Origin of the sequence: Flagellimonas sp. (assembly GCF_965222555.1) — a bacterium.
Taxonomy (GTDB): domain Bacteria; phylum Bacteroidota; class Bacteroidia; order Flavobacteriales; family Flavobacteriaceae; genus Flagellimonas.
Window position 1 is genome coordinate 353,503 of the sequence record NZ_CBDCUG010000001.1, and the last position, 17,898, is coordinate 371,400.

Here is a 17,898-nt window from a genome sequence, read left to right on the forward strand (position 1 = left end):
TGCCGTTACTTTTGACGCCATAAAATTAATACGATGCCGAACACGCAAGAATTAGAGAATTTAGTGACCCAGGTCCGGAGGGACATTTTAAGAATGGTGCATAAGGTAAATTCAGGACACCCAGGGGGTTCCTTGGGCTGTGCCGAATTTTTTGTAGCACTATATAATGAAATTATGGAATTAAAGGATGGTTTTGATATGGATGGTCATGGCGAAGACCTCTTCTTCCTTTCCAATGGACACATTTCTCCCGTGTATTACAGCGTTTTGGCAAGAAGGGGATATTTCCCTGTTGAAGAGCTCAACACCTTTAGGCTGATAGATTCTCGCCTTCAAGGTCATCCCACAACCCATGAGGGCTTACCAGGAGTTCGTATAGCTTCAGGATCCTTGGGACAAGGGATGTCTGTGGCCATTGGAGCCGCTTTAGCGAAAAAGCTGAATGGCGATAATCATTTGGTCTATAGCTTACACGGAGATGGTGAATTGCAGGAAGGCCAAAATTGGGAAGCTATTATGTACGCCGCCGGTAATAAAGTTGATAATCTCATTGCCACCGTAGATAGAAACTCCCAACAAATTGATGGTAATACGGAAGATGTGCTTCCTCTTGGAGATGTTGCCGAAAAATTTAGGGTGTTTGGATGGGATGTTTTAGAGATTGAAAATGGAAATGACCTAGAGCAAGTAATTGCAGGATTGAAAGAGGCTAAATCCAGGACAGGCAAAGGCAAGCCGGTATGTATTGTGATGACTACGGAGATGGGCAACGGTGTTGACTTTATGATGCATACCCATGCATGGCACGGAAAGGCCCCAAGTGATGAACAATTGGAAATTGCATTAGGACAAAACCCAGAAACTTTAGGTGACTATTAATTCGTAAGAAAAAAACATGACAAAATATATAGATCAAGGAAAACAGGATACCCGAAGTGGTTTTGGAGCAGGAATGACCGAACTGGGAAGAACTAATCCAAATGTTGTTTCACTTTGTGCCGATTTGGTTGGATCACTTAAGATTCAAACGTTCATTGATGAAAATCCAGAGCGTTTTTTCCAAGTTGGAATTGCCGAGGCCAATATGATGGGCATTGCAGCAGGATTGACCATCGGAGGTAAAATTCCTTTTACGGGTACTTTTGCAAATTTCTCTACGGGCAGGGTGTACGACCAAATCCGTCAATCCATAGCTTATTCGGGTAAAAATGTAAAAATTTGTGCTTCGCACGCAGGTATAACTTTGGGAGAAGATGGCGCAACACACCAAATTCTGGAAGACATCGGTCTTATGAAAATGTTACCAGGCATGACAGTAATAAATCCTTGCGATTTTAACCAGACCAAAGCGGCAACAATTGCCATTGCAGAGCATGAGGGACCTGTTTATCTTAGGTTTGGAAGGCCAAAAGTGGCCAATTTTACTCCTGTTGACCAAAAATTTGAGATTGGAAAGGCTTTGATGCTCAGTGAAGGGACAGATGTAACCATTATTGCCACAGGACATTTGGTTTGGCAATCGTTGATTGCTGCTGAAAATTTGGAAAAACAAGGTATTTCGGCGGAAGTAATTAACATTCATACAATCAAACCCCTCGATGATGAGGCTATCTTGGCCTCAGTAAAGAAAACCGGATGCGTTGTTACTGCCGAAGAGCATAATTATTTAGGAGGTCTTGGAGAAAGTGTTTCTAGAGTTCTTTCATCCCATCATCCTGCACCACAAGAGTTTGTAGCCACTAAGGATACTTTTGGTGAAAGTGGAACCCCAGACCAGCTTATGGACAAATATGGGTTGAACAATAAAGCCATTGAGGCTGCCGTTTTAAAAGTGTTGAAACGAAAATAGTTTTCGGTATCATCTTTGATATTCTTCAATCTATTAAAACGAAACACTTATGAAAAAAACACTTCTAGTAGCAGTGTTGTCCCTTATGGGTACAGCTGCATTTGCCCAAAGCGGAACAGGATTTGGTATTAAGGCTGGACTCAGCTACAACAAAAATGGAGATTTGATAGGCTCTGTTGGTGATGCCGGTCAGAATATTACTGAAGGTGCGGAAGGAAAGTCGGGATATCATTTTGGTTTTTGGGGAAAATTGGATTTTCCTAAAATGTACATACGTCCCGAATTGGTCTACTCAAAAACCAAGAGTTCCTATAATGTTGAAAACAGCTCCAATGATTATGACCTATCCAAGTTGGATCTTCCGGTATTGATAGGCGTTAAAATTGTTGGACCATTACATGTTTTTGCTGGACCAGCATTCCAATATGTCCTGAGCAATGACCTAGGAAACATTGAAGTTCAAGATGTTGAAAATGATTTTTCAGTTGGTCTAAATGCGGGTGTTGGCGTAAACCTAGGAAAGATTGGATTGGATGTTCGCTATGAGCGTGGGTTCTCAGAGAATGAAGCCAGAATTGTTTCCAACAACATTACTGATATTACTGGACGTGTTGATTCCAGACCTTCGCAGGTAATTTTTGCTTTGTCTTTAAAATTGTAAAAAAGGATTACATAAAATAAAAAAGGCCACTTAAAAGTGGCCTTTTTTATTTTTATCAGTTGACATCTGGGTCCAAATAATCCGGAGTTCCATCATTATTGGAATCTGGATATGGAGGGCCAATGATTTTGCCGTTGTCATCGGATATTTCATTTTTAGTGGATACCCCATCCCCGTCATCGTCCGCATCTTGAAAATTGGCAAATCTTACGTTTAATCCTGCATCTATTTCACTTTGTGAATCTGTATTGTCATCATACAAATAACCATTACCATTAACGTCTTCATCAATAGATGGGATGCCATCACCATCATGATCTGTTCTATTTAGAGTAAACAAATCTATAGAGAACATCAATGGAGTATACTGCGGAATCAACCCTTGGGATCTATTAAAATTAGCTAAACCTGAAGGAAAGATAATAAGTCCAACACCATACTCATCCACTGTTACTGTGCCATCCGGATTTTCAGTTATCGTACTTCCTTTTTTAAAATTGGGAATCCCTTCTGCAAACCCTCTGAATCCTTGTGTAAGATCTTGCAATCTTGCCAGATCAAACCAAACTGGGTTGTTTAAAGAAGCATCAAACGAGGTACCGTTCAAAAGTTTTCCCTCATACCTCACAAATACGGAGTCTGCCACGGTTGGAAAACATTCCTCACAATCTCCAGCAGTCCGTATGGCATCAAGTTCTTCCATAGTGGGTCTGGCAGAAAGGTAATAAAGGGTGTGGGGAATATCATTTTCCTCTTCACTCAATAACAATTCTGTTGATGAAATTTTGACCACAGTACTTTCAACAAATTCGGCCAACGGTCGTTTTCCGGAATTAGAGCCTGCTATGGTATCAATTTTTATTCTGTAATCAAAACCTGCAGGTGGATTTTCAAATTCATCATAGTTGTAGAAGTGGGTATCCAAAAATTCCTTTATCTCATCATCATTTTCTGGAGCCACTTCCGCCAGCAATCTTGGCGGAACGGTAGTGACACCCCCATCATCATCATTGTTGCATGAAGAAAGTAATACCACTGAAAACAAACAAACAAAAAAACCGTACTTCATCAAGTATATTATTTTAGCTGCGCAAGATACAATTTTCAGTTATTTTTGCTTATTGCATTAACAAAGATTTGCAGAGTTTATGCGAATAGACAAGTACCTTTGGTGTATTAGATACTACAAAACAAGAAACGTTGCTACCAATGCTGTTAAAAAAGGCCATATAAAAGTCAATGGGAGCGTTGTAAAACCTTCTAGGGAGATATATCCTATGGACAAAGTTGTGGTGAGAAAGAACCAAATTGAGCACCAACTTATTGTATTGGACATACCAGAAAGTCGTGTTGGGGCAAAACTGGTAGATATTTATAGAAAGAATACCACTCCCAAAGAAGCTTTTGAGCATAGTGATATGCTTAAGCATGCCAAAGAGCATTATAGAAAAAAAGGATTGGGGCGCCCAACCAAAAAAGACCGAAGGGATATTGATGGTTATTTGGATGAGTCTGAATAATTGGTTTCTTTATCTTTGGTACTTATATCCTTAATTTATGGAGAATCGAATTCTGACCCACGATCAAGTTCAGCATATCGCCAAGCGTATTGCATATCAAATCTATGAGGCAAATGTTGATGAAAAAGAAATAATTATTGCTGGAATCGATGGTAGTGGTTCGCTTTTTGCCAAAAAGATAGCCGCGGTTTTAAAAAAAATAACTGAGGCCAATATTGTATTGTGCAATATGAAAATGGATAAAAAGAATCCTTTACAAAGCGGTGTCAACATTTCGATTTCTGAAGATGCCTACAAAAACAAATCCATAGTTCTTGTGGATGATGTACTTAATTCTGGCACAACATTGATTTATGGCGCCCACCATTTCTTAAGAACTCCAATAAAACAGTTAAAAACTGCTGTTTTGGTAAATAGAAATCACAAAAAATATCCTATAAAAGCAGATTATAAGGGCATTTCGTTATCCACATCATTGCATGAGCACATTAGAGTGGAGTTTGAAACCAGAAATGATGCAGTTTATTTAGAGTAACAATTCCTTAATTTCGGATACCACCTCTTCCACTGTTTTTTTTTCATTGCCAACAATGTGTTTGGCCTGCTCGTAATATTGTCTTCTTTCAAAAAGGTGTTTTCCTATAAATTCTGGCAGTTCGTCATCTTGAAGATCTTTTACCAAAGGTCTCTGGTCTTTTTCATTTGAAATTCTTTCCACTAGGGCAGAAACAGATAATTGCAAATAAATAGAGTGGTCTGAGTTATTTAAAATAGTTTCAATATTATTACCGTAGCATGGTGTGCCCCCACCCGTGGAAAGAAGTATGGATTCATGCTCTTTCAAAACCTTTTGTAACATTTCATTTTCCAGTTTTCTAAAAAAGATCTCTCCCTTTTCAGAAAAAATTGTATCAATCGATTTTTGTTGCTCCTTTTCAATATATGTATCCAAATCAATAAACTCTACGTCTAATTCGTTGGCTAACAACCTCCCAACGGATGACTTACCGCTTGCCATATAGCCCACTAAAACTACTTTCATTTGTAAGATTTAAAAGTGATTTCAAAAAAACACAAATTTATCATTAAATCATCTTGCAAAATAGATTATTGATATTATATTTGCACCCGCTTAGAGCAACAGATACTTGTTCTAATTTTTTTGGAAGACCTGATAGCTCAGTTGGTAGAGCATCTCCCTTTTAAGGAGAGGGTCCTGGGTTCGAGCCCCAGTCAGGTCACTTTTAAAACTTCACAGATTATTAAAAAGCCCATAAATTATGGGCTTTTTATTTACATCATACTTACGGTAATACATCCTTTCATAACCTAGTTTTCTTTACTTAAGCGTCCAATAGCGCAGCTCACATAAGATTTAGCTTGACTGATTTTCGGGTTGTTCTCCCCCTCCAATGGATAGCCAAGCTTTGAAAGTTCCTTCTTTACCACCTTAAAATCTTCACTTCTCCCATATCCAAAAGAAACCTCATGAGTTTCCACATTGACAAAAACATCTTCAATATTTTTTAGAGAGCCTATTTTTTTGCTGACGGTATTTGCACAACCTCCACATTTCAAATTCTGAATTTTTACTGTTGTCCTCATTTTATATCAAATTAATAAGAACAGCAAAGTAATATCGTTTCAATCCCCAAAAAATGACAAGTGTCATTGGAGTTCGTGATAATTGTCATTTCAGTCGGATATATCCATCGGTATATTTGATAATACCCCATGTTTTCAAGGATATAGGTATGACCATTACAGCTCAAATAAGAAATAATGTCATTGATTTTCTGAGGCAGGTTGGTGGCCTTTCCTACTTCGTTGGCCGTTTCTTCAAGGAAGTTTTTAAACCTCCATTTGAATTTAATGAGTTATTGCGCCAATGCTACAATGTTGGCAACAGGTCCACCCCATTGGTTGGGATTACCGGTTTTATTATTGGACTGGTACTGACCTTACAGACCAGACCAACCATGCAAGAGTTTGGAGCAGTTTCGTGGATGCCGGATATGGTAGGCATTTCAATAGTGAGGGAAATCGGTCCAGTGGTCGTAGCGCTTATTTGTGCCGGACGTATAGCCTCGGGAATGGGTGCTGAATTAGGTTCAATGCGAGTTACAGAACAAATTGACGCCATGGAGGTTTCCGGTACAAATCCTTTTAAGTTTCTAGTGGTTACCAGGGTGGTGGCCACAACACTTATGGTGCCTTTACTTGTAATTTTTGGAGATATGTTGGCCCTTTATGGCTCTTCGCTGGTAGAATATTATAAGGGCAATGTGTCATTCCAACTATATTTTAACGAAGTATTCAATTCCCTACAATATGGAGATTTAATCCCAGCTACCATCAAATCCTTCTTTTTTGGTTTTGCCATTGGTTTGGTAGGATGCTATAAGGGTTATTACTGTAAAAAAGGCACTGTTGGCGTAGGCAAAGCGGCAAACACCGCTGTGGTCATGGCCTCCATGCTCATTTTCATCTTGGATTTGATTGCAGTTTTCATATCCGATATTTTTTATGAATTATGAAGGAGGAAATAGAAATAATCGATAAGGATTCCCAGGTTACACAGCGTGAAAAGATAATCGACATTAAAGAGCTTCAAAAGAGCTTTGGGGACAATCATGTGCTCAATGGATTCAACATGACACTCTTCAAAGGGGAAAATTTGGTGATTATGGGCAAATCCGGATCAGGTAAATCAGTCATGATCAAGTGCCTTGTCGGTTTGATGTCTCCCGACAGTGGTAGCGTAAATGTCATGGGAAAAGATTTGAAGGGCCTGGACCGCACCGCTTTGGATGAACTACGGACGGATGTAGGCTTTTTGTTTCAGGGAAGTGCCCTGTACGATTCAATGACCGTTCGGGAGAATCTAGAATTTCCCTTGCGAAGGCACAAAGACAAATTTGATGGGGCTTTGAATGTTGAGAAAAGGGTCATGGAGGCTTTGGAAAATGTTGGATTGGCTCATACTGTGGATTTAATGCCCAGTGAGCTTTCCGGAGGAATGAAAAGAAGGGTTGCTCTGGCCAGAACCCTGATCATGCAACCAAAAATTATTCTTTATGATGAACCAACCAGCGGGCTCGACCCGATAACATCAAAAGAAATCATAGAACTCATGCTTCGTATACAGGAGCAGTACAAAACATCCTCTCTGATCATAACACATGATGTGGACTGTGCACGGGTAATTTCGGACCGGATGATTTTGCTGGTAGATGGCATAAACTATGCTGAAGGAACATTTAAGGAACTTTCAAAGGTAACCGACCCAAAGGTCCGGGCCTTTTTTAAATGATACAATATGGCAAGGACAAACGCTCAAAAAACAAGGCTTGGTTTTTTTGTGGTACTCGGAACCGCTTTGATCATTATTGCTTCTTACCTAATTGGCAATAATCAAAGCCTTTTTAGCAAGACTTTTACTGTTACAACGGTTTTCAATAATGTAAATGGACTTCAACTGGGTAACAATGTGCGGTATTCAGGAATCGTTGTGGGTACCGTAAAGGGCATTGAAATGGAAAATGACAGCACCATTAGGGTACGCATGTCCATTGAGGAAAAAATGCACAGACATATTAAAAAAGATGCCATTGCGACTATCGGTTCAGATGGATTGGTGGGAAGTATGATTGTAAACATTATTCCGGGCAAAGGGGCAAGTGAAGTTGTTGGCAGCGGAGAAGAAATAGATTCGTACAGTCGTATTGGTGCTGAAGATATGTTGAGCACCTTAAATGTCACTAATCAAAATGCAGCCTTGCTCACGGCAGATTTACTCAAGGTCACCCAATCTTTAAAAAATGGAGAAGGTACTCTCGGAAAACTGTTGAACGATACCCTAATGGCACAAAATCTTCAAGAAATCGTGGTCAATCTAAAATATACCAGTGTTGAGGCCAATTCGGCGATGAAGGAACTTAATTCTATCATAGAAGCCATTGATCTGGAAGAAAGTGTTGCCGGGGTTTTGCTCAACGATTCACTAATGGCTCAAAAAATGAGAAAAACCATTCAAAATATGGAAACTTCAAGTGTTGCTATGGACAGTCTTTTGCAGAATCTTAACGGAACGGTCAATCAAATGAAGGAAGGAAAGGGTACCGTAAATTTATTGGTGAAAGACACCTTATTGGCAAACCAATTGCAACGAACAATGGATAATATTGAACAAGGCACGGAACGTTTCAATGAGAACATGGAAGCATTAAAACACAATTTTTTAACCCGCAGGTATTTCAAAAGACAAGAAAAAGAAAGCAGAAAAAAAGAGTAAGCCCCCTAATTGACAACGCTACCATCTTCCATTTCAATTATTCTATCCGTTCGCTCGGCAAAGTCCATATCGTGTGTCACCACCAACAAGGAAAGTCCCTGCTCTTCCTTGAGTTTTTTGAATATTTGGAACACATTTTCAGAATTATAGCTATCCAGATTCCCTGTGGGCTCATCTCCCATTAATATGGACGGATCATTGATCAATGCTCGTGCTATAGCGACCCGTTGCTTTTCTCCTCCGGAGATTCTTGAGGCCCTTTTCTTTGCCAAATGTCCAATGTTGAGCATTTTTAATTTTTCCATAGCATTATGCTCAATTTCAACATCCGTTTTTTCCGCTAATTTTTTGGCGGGCAGCATTACATTTTCCAGTACGCTGAACTCCGAAAGCAAATAATGGAATTGAAATACAAACCCAATATGCTTGTTGCGTATCCTTGAAAGTTCTTTCTGGGGCTTTCCTGTTACCAGCTCATTGTTCAAGAACAACTTTCCTTCATAATCGGTATCCATTGTGGACAAAATGTATAGCAGCGTAGACTTTCCGCAACCTGATTTGCCCATTATGGAAGCAAATTCACCTTTTTTCACCTCAAAACCTATGTCTTTAAGTACATGGAACAGTACTGGTTTCTTAAAGTGTTTGTTGATTTTTTCCGCTTTTAAAACTAGTCCCATTCCCTCTGGTTTAAGTACCCCTGATTATTCGGACAGGGTCTATTTTCCTTGCCTTGTTCGACGGCAGATAACCTGCAACAAAAGTGGAGATCAAAGCGAAGGTGATTCCGATGACATAAAACCACGGATTATAATTTATGGGATAAGTGGTTATGGTTGGAAGCGCTTCGGTTTCAAAAGCAACATTATCTATCAACCTTGAAAGGCCAAATCCAATGACCAGACCGCTTAATCCCCCAATGACCCCAATCAGCACTGCCTGGCTCATAAAAATCAGTTGTACATCCAAACCGGAAAACCCTGTAGCCTTTAAAATGGCAATATCCTTCATTTTTTCATAGATCAGCATGTTCAGAATATTATAGATTCCAAACCCTGCCACAATCAAAAGGGTAATGGAAACGGAGTAGGTAATCAGATTCCGAATAGTGGTTCCCGCCTCAAATTGAGCATTGGCCTCCTTAATGTCCGTAGCCTTAATCTTAAATTGTTGTTCCAATTGCCTTGCCATGGGAACCGCCAAATCCATGTTGAACAGTTTAATATTAATGTCCGTAATGTAGTTTTCTGCTTCACCCAAGATGCGTTGCACGGTTTTGAGCTTTGCAAAGCTTTGAATATTATCTACATCTGAAATTCCACTTTGATAAATACCTACAATCTTTAAAGGAAAAACATCCCCCTTTACGGTGCTGATCTGTATTCTATCACCTACATCCAAGGACATCTTTTTGGCCGCCCCTGCCCCCAATAAAATTCCATTTTCCGTGTTTTGAAGGGCCTCTGGCGTTCCCTTGACAATATAATCGTTCATATTGTATAGACGGACTTCTTCCATCACATCAATCCCGGCAAGGTTACCCCCTAGTTCTATGGAGCCGGATAAATAAAAAATCTGGGTGCGAATCTGCGGAGTAGCTCCCCTAATTGATTCATCCTTTCGCAAATGACTTAAAATTGGTAATGCATTATGGATTTTGGTCTGACTCTGTTTGGGTTTGATGGAATGGACAATATTGAATGCATCGGTATACTCCTCAAAAAAAGCAATGGGTTGTTTTACCGAAGGTTCAATCTCATTATACAAATGAATGTCTGGAGTTTGATTGAGAATAAGGTCATCCAACATTTTGTTGAGGCCTGTCATAAAGCTCACCAAGGTAATATAGGCGCCTATCCCGAAGGTAACTCCCAAGGATGCGGTCACGGTGGACTTCATTTTGGTAACCAAATGGGTTTTGGCAATGCCCAATATCACCTTCCAATTGATCATCTTTCCGGTTTTAGAATATAGGTTTCTGCATCTAATCCCGATGTGATTTCAACTTGATCCAAACTTTGTAGGCCAACAGTAACAGCAATGGGGCCATCTTCGGTCAAAACCTGGTTTCCATCCATCAAATATTCCTTTGGAATTACCAGTGTCTCCAATTTTTCGGCAATTATTATATTGGCTTCCCCTGCCAATCCGGGATACAAGACCTCTGGTGGATTCAAAAAAACAGCCTCAATGGTGAAGGTCTGTGAGCGTTCATCCTTTCTGGGATAAATCTTGTCCACTTTGGCCTCAAAAGCTTTGGAATTATATGCGTCCAGGGATATGATTACCTTCTGCCCAGTCCGTATCTTCACAATATCCACCTCATCCACCAACATTTCTATTACAAATTCATTACTTCGTCCTACCGAAGCCAAGGGTTCCATTGTGGTCACAATCTCCCCGGGACTCTTGAACAGGGCATATACCTTCCCATATATTTTACTGGTCACGGTGAAATCCTCTGTAGCAATTTGCGAAGTTCGATACATATTCTCCGCCTGTTGAAGTTGCGTGGATAGTTCTTTTTTAGTCCTATCATGTTTGCTCTTCAATACTTGTAGGTTGTTTTTTGAAAGCTCGAATGCAAGTTTTTTATTGTCATAGTCCGCTTTTGAGCCAATCTTTTTACTCCATAGGTTGTGTTGCCTGAAGAAATTGATGGAATCATTGGTAAACTTTAAAACTGCAGCATCAATCTCATCTTCAATGCTCTTGAGAATAGCTGCCGAGCCATTGTAATTTTCCTTGGCCAGTTCATAGGTCAGTCTGGCATTTTCTGAGCTTAATTTAGAAGTGTTGTTGATAATCTGAAGAATGGGCTGCCCTTTTTCCACAATATCCCCTTCTTCTACGAGGTTTTTATCCAAAATTCCAGCAACAATGGCATAGGTTTGGTACAGACTATCCGGTTGAATGGTCACAGAGGCATATACCGATTCCGTGATTTTGGTCTTTTTGGGAAGCTTTTTCTCATCCTCATTACCGCATCCCCAAAAAAGCAGTATCAAAAAAGCTATTACAAGGTGACTAAAGTTTTTCATTCTACTGTGCGGATAGATTGGTTTGCAAGAGTATAAATTCTCCAATATTAGTTCTGTCAATAGCACCGACCAGTATCTTTTTTTTGGTCACCGCCAAAAGTTCAATGTTTTTCTTCGCTAACATTTCAAATGCCGTCCAGATTTCGGTAGAGGCTTCAACCTGATCCACTTCCTTTTTCATGATCTCAATTACGGGGCGTTGGGCTTCTTTGGCATGTTTCAATACCGCTCTGTGGTCCACAGTTCCCATAATTTCATTCTGTTCAGCAACCAAAAAGTGTTTTTCGGTCCCTTTAAGTAAAATTGCAATGACTTCTTCCACCGTTGTAGATGGATTCAATATGGTGATATTGGTGAGCATGGCTTCTTCAACCAAATGCCCTTTAAGTAGAGCCCCTTGTTTTACCATTTGATTTTCACCATATGCCCCAAAGAAAATGAACAGTGCAATGAGGATCAAAAAAGGATTCAGCATCAAACCAAGTATGAAAAAGAGCACCGCCAAGATTTGACCAAGTCCAGAGGCCACTTCCGTAGCTTTTACGCGGCCCAATCTAAAGGTCAACAAAGCCCTAAAAACTCGACCTCCATCCATGGGAAAGGCAGGAATCATATTAAAGACCACCAACATTACATTGGCAACAAAAAGAAAGAAAAGAAAAGTCTGGAAGTCCGGTGCATTCACAAGTTGATTCAAAGCTTCAACATCCAAACCCAGATAACTTTGCAATGGAATAAACAATAACAAAACCATGGCAATCAAAACATTTACCGCCGGTCCTGCAAGGGCAACCAGTAATTCTTGAGCAGGTTTCTCAGGAATTTTTTCCAACGATGCAACTCCACCTATAGGCAAAAGCGTAATCTGTTTTGTACCTATTCCAAACTTTTTAGCCGTGAGGGCATGGCCAAGTTCGTGCAGCACCACACAAAAAAAGAGCACTACCACCAAAGCCATGTTCATAAAAATGGATGTTGCGTTACCCCCTCTTTGTATTTCCAAAAAGGCGACCCATAGCAATAGTAAGCTAAAAGTCCAATGGACTTCTATTCCAATGTCGGATACCTTGCCCAATTTGAGTACACCTTTCATATTTGAAGTTTTAGTGAAATTAGGTACATCCACCAATATCGGAAATGACAAAAATCATAACCCATGGTATATCAGAAGGTTACTTTTGCTATAGCTCGCAAACTGGAAGACGTATGGAAACATCAATACTATTGGCAAAGTTTTGGGGATTGTACCTGATCATCTTTTTTGTGGTACTGGTATTTAATCCAAAACGCATCCATAACATTTTCGGCTACTTAAAAGACCCCAAGTTTTTATTGATAACCGCCTTTATGGCCATTATTATGGGAATACTGAACATTTTATTCCATAATATTTGGGCAAATGACTGGAGATTGTTAATTACCCTGATCGGTTGGGTTTCCATGTTCTCTGGCATCGTTCTTTTTACATTTCCCACGAAATCGGCAGAATGGCTGCAGTTCCAAAATGTCAAGTTTTTCCAAGTATTTTACGTGTTATTACTGTTTTTGGGTGCTTTTCTACTAAGCAAAGGTTTCGGATAAATTCCATGGAACATACATCTCCATAACACAACAAAAAAGAGGAGGCTTAAGCCTCCTCTCCTATTTCTCCAAAGAAAGTGATTTCAAAATGGTTAGACCGTTTCCTTTTCTTTTTCCCTACTTCTAGTCTCGACTAATTTTGTAACCATCTCTGGAACCTTTTCTATAGCCGCTGAAAGACCGTGTGTCTTCCCAGACTCCACAAAGAAAATTTTGTCCTCCTTGGTCACCAAAAACCCTATAGGTTCTATGCCTACCCCGGCACCGGCACCCATACCTTCACCCTTTTTTCCTTTGGCTTCTGTTCCTTCTCCTCCTCCGGAGCCAAACCCCATTCCGACCTTTATAACCGGCACACATTTAAACTCTCCAAGTTCAAACTGCTCTCCAATCACAGTATCGGTGTTTGCTTCAGATTTGATAAAATCTGTAATCTGTTTCAGTAATTCTTCAAAATGTAATTCCATGACCTTAATTTTTATGAGTTAATAAATACTTTGATAATGTTTATGGGCCTATTCCTTGCCATTAGAACCATCCTGTTGTTTCCTTGAAAATTTATATTGAACCTTCCCACACGGTAATCCAAAAAATGAAATATTGGATACAATTTGGCATTCAGGACAAAATCGCCGGTATCTAAATTCAAATACAACTTTTCAAGTTTAAATGACTTTAGCAAGGCCGTAATTTGTTTGATACCAATATTGCGTTTTTTAATGAGCTTTTTTTCTCCAACTTTTTCTTTTTTGGAGTGATGACTTTTTCGTAAAGGATAAAAGTCAAAGTTCATGAAAGCTATTCGGAGTTTAATTTTGATAAATTCCAATTTGTCCGGTTCAAAACTAGCTTTGGCCAAACCCTTCAATTTTAAAAAATAGGTGTTGTCTTTGGTATCTATGAACAGCACCAATGGTGCAAACAACAGGTAGATCCCAAAAAGAACAAGCAATGTTAAAAGGAGTATCCACCACATCATCAAAGCTTTTCGCAAAGTACGTGGTTGCGACATGAAAGCTCAATGATCTGGATCACTTGGCACAAGAAATTTTCTGTGGGATAAAAATCTATTAAATGGTTGTATTAAAGCAATACTTTCCGGATTTCCCATCCTTTTCCTTCAATAAATATGGCAACCCTATCATTGGAAAGATATTTGACATGCAATGCCGGCATTTTATACCGCTTTTTTGTCATTTGTATGTTGTAGCGTCTGTCAAAAAATTCGATGATCTTTCCTTTGGAATCGATTAGGACATCATGAAATTTGAAGTCATAAATCTTTAGCTTGAACTCATTGGTCCCTCTTAAAACCTTATTGAAATACACCCCCGTGGCATACCCATTCGTAAAGGATGAAACGTTCAAAAACTGATAGTCCACCACCAATTCTCCCTGTTTATTGATAAAACCATAAATTGGAATTTCATCTTCCAATTTTTGAACCGGGCACATCCCATTTTCAAAGGAAGGGTATCTAATTCCTAATAATCCCTTATCTCTTGAATCTGCATCCTTATTCCAAACAATGTCACCTCTAAAATCAATGGCAAGCTCTCCCTTCTCATTAATGAACCCCCATTGGGTTCCTTTGCGGACAGCGGCAAGGCCTTCATTATACCCCATGATTTCGTCCAAACCCTCCAACTTTTCTTGAGCCACTATTGGGAATTGCAAAAGAAAAAATGCTGCCAAAAACATACCTGTAGTCCTCATAACTGAAAAATTTACTTGTACCAAGATATGTGGATGTATCCCAATACGAAATGATCAGGATCAACTCAAGAAAGGTCTAATTTTGTTAATTACAACATTGTAGTCGGGGCCTCATATTTGGAGATATCAAACTTCCCAGAGGTTTTCATGGCGTTGAAACCTCCTTTGACATCAATCAAGTTTTCATAGCCCATTGACCTTAAAATGGATACAAATACCATAGATCGATAACCTCCCTGACAATGAACGTAATAAATCTTTCTTTTGTCTATTTCACTAAGACTATCCTTTACATAATCCAAAGGTATATTTAGTGCATGAAGTACATGTTCGCTATTGTATTCACTTTTTCGCCTGACATCAATAATGTTAACGTGTTTTTCCTCCATGATCGAAGCCAATCGTTCTACGGAAATAGATTTTATCCGTTCCAACTGTTTCCCAGCTTTTTGCCATGCTTTTATGCCTCCTTTTAGATAGCCCAAAGCATTATCAAAACCTATGCGTGCCAAACGCGTGGCAACTTCTTCTTCCCTACCTTCATCCGTAACGATCAGCAAAGGAGTTTTCACATCAATTATAGTGGTCCCCACCCAATTGGCGAAACTTCCATCCAAACCAATATTATAGGAATCTTCAATGAAGCCACGAGCAAATTCTTGGGCATTTCTGGTATCAATGATGGTAGCACAGGTTTCTTCTTTGGCCGTCTCAAAGGCTTTCACTGTAAGTGGTTTTGTGCCTTTTTTAACTACTTCGTCTATGTTTTCATATCCCCTGATGTTCAACAAGACATTTTGTGGAAAATATCCTGGGGGTGGCGTAAGCCCCGTTAAAACACTATCTATAAACTCTTCCCGGCTCAACGAGGGATTTAAAGCATAATTCGTCTGTTTCTGATGTCCCAGGGTATCGGTGGTTTCATTGCTCATCATTTTTCCGCAGGCACTACCCGCTCCATGACCTGGATATACGATCAAATCATCATTCAATGGCATTATTTTATTTCGTAACGAATCAAACAGTAGTCCGGCCAATTTTTCCTGGGTAAGTTCAGAAATCACTTTTTGGGCCAAATCGGGCCTCCCTACATCTCCAATGAACAAGGTATCACCAGTAAATATGGAAGTGGGATTTCCGGTTTCATCGATCAACAGATAACAACTGCTTTCCATGGTATGTCCGGGCGTATGCAGCAGGCGAATGGTGGCATCTCCCAACTTAAACTCTTGCCCATCTGTTCCAGACATAAACTTGAACCCTGTTTCCATGGTCGTTGGTCCATACACAATTTGTGCTCCGGTCTTATTGGCCAAATCAATATGTCCCGAAACAAAATCAGCATGAAAATGGGTCTCAAAAACATATTTTATCTGGGCGCCCCGCTCTTCGGCCATTTTAATGTAAGGCTCAACCTCTCTTAATGGGTCAATAATGGCGGCCTCACCATTGCTCTCAATATAATAGGCTCCCTGCGCCAAACATCCGGTATATATCTGTTCTATTTTCATGATCTGTTCATTTTGATTCGTATTTATCTCTTTTTCAGCAATCAAAGATTGTAGCGGCCACAAAACTCTTGAAAAAAGCAAAGAAAAAAACTGATATAGATCAGCTTATCCTTTCATTAAAATATTTGCCAATTCAAATCGGAAAATCTTGTATACCTGATCTTGGTCATATGGATTGAACAGATGCTCTTCTATATTTGATGAAGGTCATTAATCGCATTCCCATGAAAAAGATTTTAGTCCCGGTAGATTTTTCCAAGCACTCGGAGTATGCCTTGGAAGTGGCGGCACAAATCGCCAAGGAAAAGCATATGGAAATCTGCGTTCTGCATATGATTGGTCTATCCGAATCCGTGCTTTCCAAGAACGAAGCAGAGGAATACAAGGAGGCCAAATATTACATGAAACTGGCAAAAAAACGATTCAAGCCATTCTTGAACAAAGAATATTTAAAAGGTATAAAAATATTGCAGTTGGTTCAGAATTATAAAATCTTCAGTGAAATCAACGCTATTGTCAAGGAGCTGAACATGGATATGGTGGTCATGGGGTCGCACGGAGTAAGTCGGGCCAGGGATACTTTTGTGGGGTCCAATACCGAAAAGGTGGTCCGCACTTGCGAAGTCCCCGTTCTTGTCATTAAACAGCCTAGGCATAACTTTAAACTCAATGCGCTTGTCTTTGCCTTTAATTTTAAGGATGAAATTGTGCAGACCTATAAAAGAGTCAAGGAGTTTGCCCATTTTTTCCATGCAGAGGTGTACCCTGTTTTTGTAAACACACCTTCCATTAAATTTCTGAGCAATACCAGTATTGAAGAAAAACTCATCTATTATAAAGAGCGGTTTGATATTAAGGAGAAAGTAGCTGTTTATAATGACACTTCTGTAGAAAAAGGAATCTTGAACTACGCCGAGAAGATGAATGCTGATGGAATAGCCATTCCCACCCATGGAAGAAAAGGAATTTCCCATTTTTTAAAAGGCAGCATTGGGGAAGCGATGGCCAATCATGCCAATATTCCTGTGATAACCTTCAAAACAAACACCTAAACTTTATTGAAAAAGTAGTTGCAGATTCGCCAAGGCGATGAGTTCCGCTTTATTTTTACCATAAACCGTATTGGCAATGGCATTGGCCGTATCCAAAATCAACACTTTAATATAGGAATTGAATCTCTCCTTGTACTCAGTGTAAAATGATTTGAACTCTTTAAAACTGGCCTCGGCATCTGCTTCATATTCCAACAATCGATTAAAAACAGCTTCAATCTGAAATGCGGCATCCTTACCATATTCATCTTCAATATCGTCCAGGTCAAGCCAATATTTTCTGATAAAGGTTTTCAGTTTGTCAATTTCCTCAACACGGATACTTTTATCTGCCATGGCAATATAATAGAATAGCTTTCCCAAGCTTTGGTAAAACTCATTGCCGACCATTTGTGATTCCTTCATCTTACTTCTCTTTCAACGTTCTCATCAAATGTAGGCTTACAAAATGGTTCAGGATATGACCATTATCAATTTTACATTCGTAACCTTATCACCAAAAACACTATACATGGATTATAGCTTCTTCTTGATTGGTTTTCGTATTTTTAGATGGAGCAAATGCGGTCAATTCTGTAACAGGCTGACCATCAAACAACCCTGGTTTACCTTCTTGTTTCCTCGACAGTTAGATTAATGACTTGTTGTAAAAAAGGTACGTCCAAAAGAAAAG

Annotated in this window: 22 protein-coding genes and 1 tRNA gene; 11 read left to right on the forward strand and 12 right to left on the reverse strand. The window is 39.5% G+C overall.

Annotated features, from left to right (window positions below):
• The first annotated feature begins 33 nt into the window (after nt 1-33).
• The 3 genes from ACOQO1_RS01520 to ACOQO1_RS01530 are packed head-to-tail and all read left to right on the forward strand — an operon-like array spanning nt 34 to nt 2,510.
• On the forward strand, nt 34-879 hold the full coding sequence (locus tag ACOQO1_RS01520; protein ID WP_420601096.1) for a transketolase: 846 nt from the start codon (nt 34-36) through the stop codon (nt 877-879).
• Between the two features lie 16 nt (nt 880-895).
• The gene (locus ACOQO1_RS01525) at nt 896-1,849 is read left to right on the forward strand and encodes a transketolase family protein (RefSeq protein WP_420601097.1); all 954 of its coding nucleotides are present in this window, start codon (nt 896-898) and stop codon (nt 1,847-1,849) included.
• Between the two features lie 49 nt (nt 1,850-1,898).
• Nucleotides 1,899-2,510, forward strand: coding sequence for an outer membrane beta-barrel protein (locus ACOQO1_RS01530; RefSeq protein WP_420601098.1), 612 nt, complete (start codon nt 1,899-1,901; stop codon nt 2,508-2,510).
• A 55-nt stretch (nt 2,511-2,565) separates the two neighbouring features.
• On the opposite strand, the gene ACOQO1_RS01535 is transcribed toward ACOQO1_RS01530, so the two are convergent.
• Nucleotides 2,566-3,579 carry an FKBP-type peptidyl-prolyl cis-trans isomerase gene (locus tag ACOQO1_RS01535; protein ID WP_420601099.1) on the reverse strand — a complete coding sequence of 338 codons (1,014 nt, stop codon included), beginning with the start codon at nt 3,577-3,579 and terminating at the stop codon, nt 2,566-2,568.
• A 79-nt stretch (nt 3,580-3,658) separates the two neighbouring features.
• On the opposite strand from ACOQO1_RS01535, the gene ACOQO1_RS01540 reads away from it, so the two are divergent.
• Together ACOQO1_RS01540 and ACOQO1_RS01545 are read left to right on the forward strand one after the other, a co-directional pair.
• Nucleotides 3,659-4,030: an RNA-binding S4 domain-containing protein gene (locus tag ACOQO1_RS01540; protein ID WP_420601100.1), complete on the forward strand. Its 372-nt coding sequence runs from the start codon at nt 3,659-3,661 to the stop codon at nt 4,028-4,030.
• Between the two features lie 37 nt (nt 4,031-4,067).
• The gene (locus ACOQO1_RS01545) at nt 4,068-4,565 is read left to right on the forward strand and encodes a phosphoribosyltransferase family protein (protein ID WP_420601101.1); all 498 of its coding nucleotides are present in this window, start codon (nt 4,068-4,070) and stop codon (nt 4,563-4,565) included.
• Here ACOQO1_RS01545 and ACOQO1_RS01550 read toward each other — a convergent pair.
• On the reverse strand, nt 4,557-5,072 hold the full coding sequence (locus ACOQO1_RS01550; RefSeq protein ID WP_420601102.1) for a shikimate kinase: 516 nt from the start codon (nt 5,070-5,072) through the stop codon (nt 4,557-4,559). The genes ACOQO1_RS01545 and ACOQO1_RS01550 overlap by 9 nt on opposite strands.
• Nucleotides 5,073-5,198: 126 nt before the next feature.
• Here ACOQO1_RS01550 and ACOQO1_RS01555 point away from each other — a divergent pair.
• Nucleotides 5,199-5,271 (forward strand) — tRNA-Lys (locus ACOQO1_RS01555).
• 88 nt (nt 5,272-5,359) lie between these two features.
• On the opposite strand, the gene ACOQO1_RS01560 is transcribed toward ACOQO1_RS01555, so the two are convergent.
• Nucleotides 5,360-5,635 (reverse strand): heavy-metal-associated domain-containing protein, encoded by a 276-nt coding sequence (locus tag ACOQO1_RS01560; protein ID WP_420601103.1) that lies wholly within the window; start codon nt 5,633-5,635, stop codon nt 5,360-5,362.
• A 149-nt stretch (nt 5,636-5,784) separates the two neighbouring features.
• Between ACOQO1_RS01560 and ACOQO1_RS01565 the strand changes: the two genes are divergently transcribed.
• From ACOQO1_RS01565 to ACOQO1_RS01575, 3 genes are read left to right on the forward strand one after another with little or no spacing between them, the layout of a single operon-like run.
• A complete protein-coding gene (locus tag ACOQO1_RS01565; protein WP_420601278.1) occupies nt 5,785-6,567 on the forward strand; it encodes an MlaE family ABC transporter permease in 783 nt (260 codons plus the stop codon).
• Complete coding sequence (locus ACOQO1_RS01570) at nt 6,564-7,343, forward strand: ABC transporter ATP-binding protein (RefSeq protein ID WP_420601104.1); 780 nt, start codon at nt 6,564-6,566, stop codon at nt 7,341-7,343. Before ACOQO1_RS01565 ends, ACOQO1_RS01570 begins: the two co-directional genes overlap by 4 nt.
• Before the next feature lie 6 nt (nt 7,344-7,349).
• The gene (locus ACOQO1_RS01575) at nt 7,350-8,324 is read left to right on the forward strand and encodes an MlaD family protein (RefSeq protein ID WP_420601105.1); all 975 of its coding nucleotides are present in this window, start codon (nt 7,350-7,352) and stop codon (nt 8,322-8,324) included.
• A gap of 5 nt (nt 8,325-8,329) precedes the next feature.
• On the opposite strand, the gene ACOQO1_RS01580 is transcribed toward ACOQO1_RS01575, so the two are convergent.
• From ACOQO1_RS01580 to ACOQO1_RS01595, 4 genes are read right to left on the reverse strand one after another with little or no spacing between them, the layout of a single operon-like run.
• Complete coding sequence (locus tag ACOQO1_RS01580) at nt 8,330-9,004, reverse strand: ABC transporter ATP-binding protein (RefSeq protein WP_420601106.1); 675 nt, start codon at nt 9,002-9,004, stop codon at nt 8,330-8,332.
• A gap of 10 nt (nt 9,005-9,014) precedes the next feature.
• Nucleotides 9,015-10,277 carry an ABC transporter permease gene (locus tag ACOQO1_RS01585; RefSeq protein WP_420601107.1) on the reverse strand — a complete coding sequence of 421 codons (1,263 nt, stop codon included), beginning with the start codon at nt 10,275-10,277 and terminating at the stop codon, nt 9,015-9,017.
• Nucleotides 10,274-11,365 (reverse strand): efflux RND transporter periplasmic adaptor subunit, encoded by a 1,092-nt coding sequence (locus tag ACOQO1_RS01590; protein WP_420601108.1) that lies wholly within the window; start codon nt 11,363-11,365, stop codon nt 10,274-10,276. The genes ACOQO1_RS01585 and ACOQO1_RS01590 overlap by 4 nt, the downstream gene beginning before the upstream one ends.
• Nucleotide 11,366: 1 nt before the next feature.
• The gene (locus tag ACOQO1_RS01595; RefSeq protein WP_420601109.1) at nt 11,367-12,458 is read right to left on the reverse strand and encodes a site-2 protease family protein; all 1,092 of its coding nucleotides are present in this window, start codon (nt 12,456-12,458) and stop codon (nt 11,367-11,369) included.
• A gap of 113 nt (nt 12,459-12,571) precedes the next feature.
• On the opposite strand from ACOQO1_RS01595, the gene ACOQO1_RS01600 reads away from it, so the two are divergent.
• Entirely contained in the window at nt 12,572-12,946 is a 375-nt protein-coding gene (locus ACOQO1_RS01600; protein WP_420601110.1) for a hypothetical protein, read from the forward strand.
• Nucleotides 12,947-13,038: 92 nt separating this feature from the next.
• Here ACOQO1_RS01600 and ACOQO1_RS01605 read toward each other — a convergent pair whose 3' ends face one another.
• From ACOQO1_RS01605 to ACOQO1_RS01620, 4 genes are all read right to left on the reverse strand, one after another.
• Nucleotides 13,039-13,413: a GerW family sporulation protein gene (locus ACOQO1_RS01605; protein WP_420601111.1), complete on the reverse strand. Its 375-nt coding sequence runs from the start codon at nt 13,411-13,413 to the stop codon at nt 13,039-13,041.
• Between the two features lie 11 nt (nt 13,414-13,424).
• The gene (locus ACOQO1_RS01610) at nt 13,425-13,958 is read right to left on the reverse strand and encodes a hypothetical protein (protein ID WP_420601112.1); all 534 of its coding nucleotides are present in this window, start codon (nt 13,956-13,958) and stop codon (nt 13,425-13,427) included.
• 71 nt (nt 13,959-14,029) lie between these two features.
• Nucleotides 14,030-14,662: a WG repeat-containing protein gene (locus ACOQO1_RS01615; RefSeq protein WP_420601113.1), complete on the reverse strand. Its 633-nt coding sequence runs from the start codon at nt 14,660-14,662 to the stop codon at nt 14,030-14,032.
• An 89-nt stretch (nt 14,663-14,751) separates the two neighbouring features.
• Nucleotides 14,752-16,173, reverse strand: a complete 1,422-nt coding sequence (locus tag ACOQO1_RS01620) for an MBL fold metallo-hydrolase (protein ID WP_420601114.1) — start codon at nt 16,171-16,173, stop codon at nt 14,752-14,754.
• Between the two features lie 224 nt (nt 16,174-16,397).
• On the opposite strand from ACOQO1_RS01620, the gene ACOQO1_RS01625 reads away from it, so the two are divergent.
• The gene (locus ACOQO1_RS01625) at nt 16,398-17,225 is read left to right on the forward strand and encodes a universal stress protein (RefSeq protein WP_420601115.1); all 828 of its coding nucleotides are present in this window, start codon (nt 16,398-16,400) and stop codon (nt 17,223-17,225) included.
• A gap of 3 nt (nt 17,226-17,228) precedes the next feature.
• Here ACOQO1_RS01625 and ACOQO1_RS01630 read toward each other — a convergent pair whose 3' ends face one another.
• A complete protein-coding gene (locus ACOQO1_RS01630; protein WP_420601116.1) occupies nt 17,229-17,630 on the reverse strand; it encodes a hypothetical protein in 402 nt (133 codons plus the stop codon).
• Between the last annotated feature and the right edge of the window lie 268 nt (nt 17,631-17,898).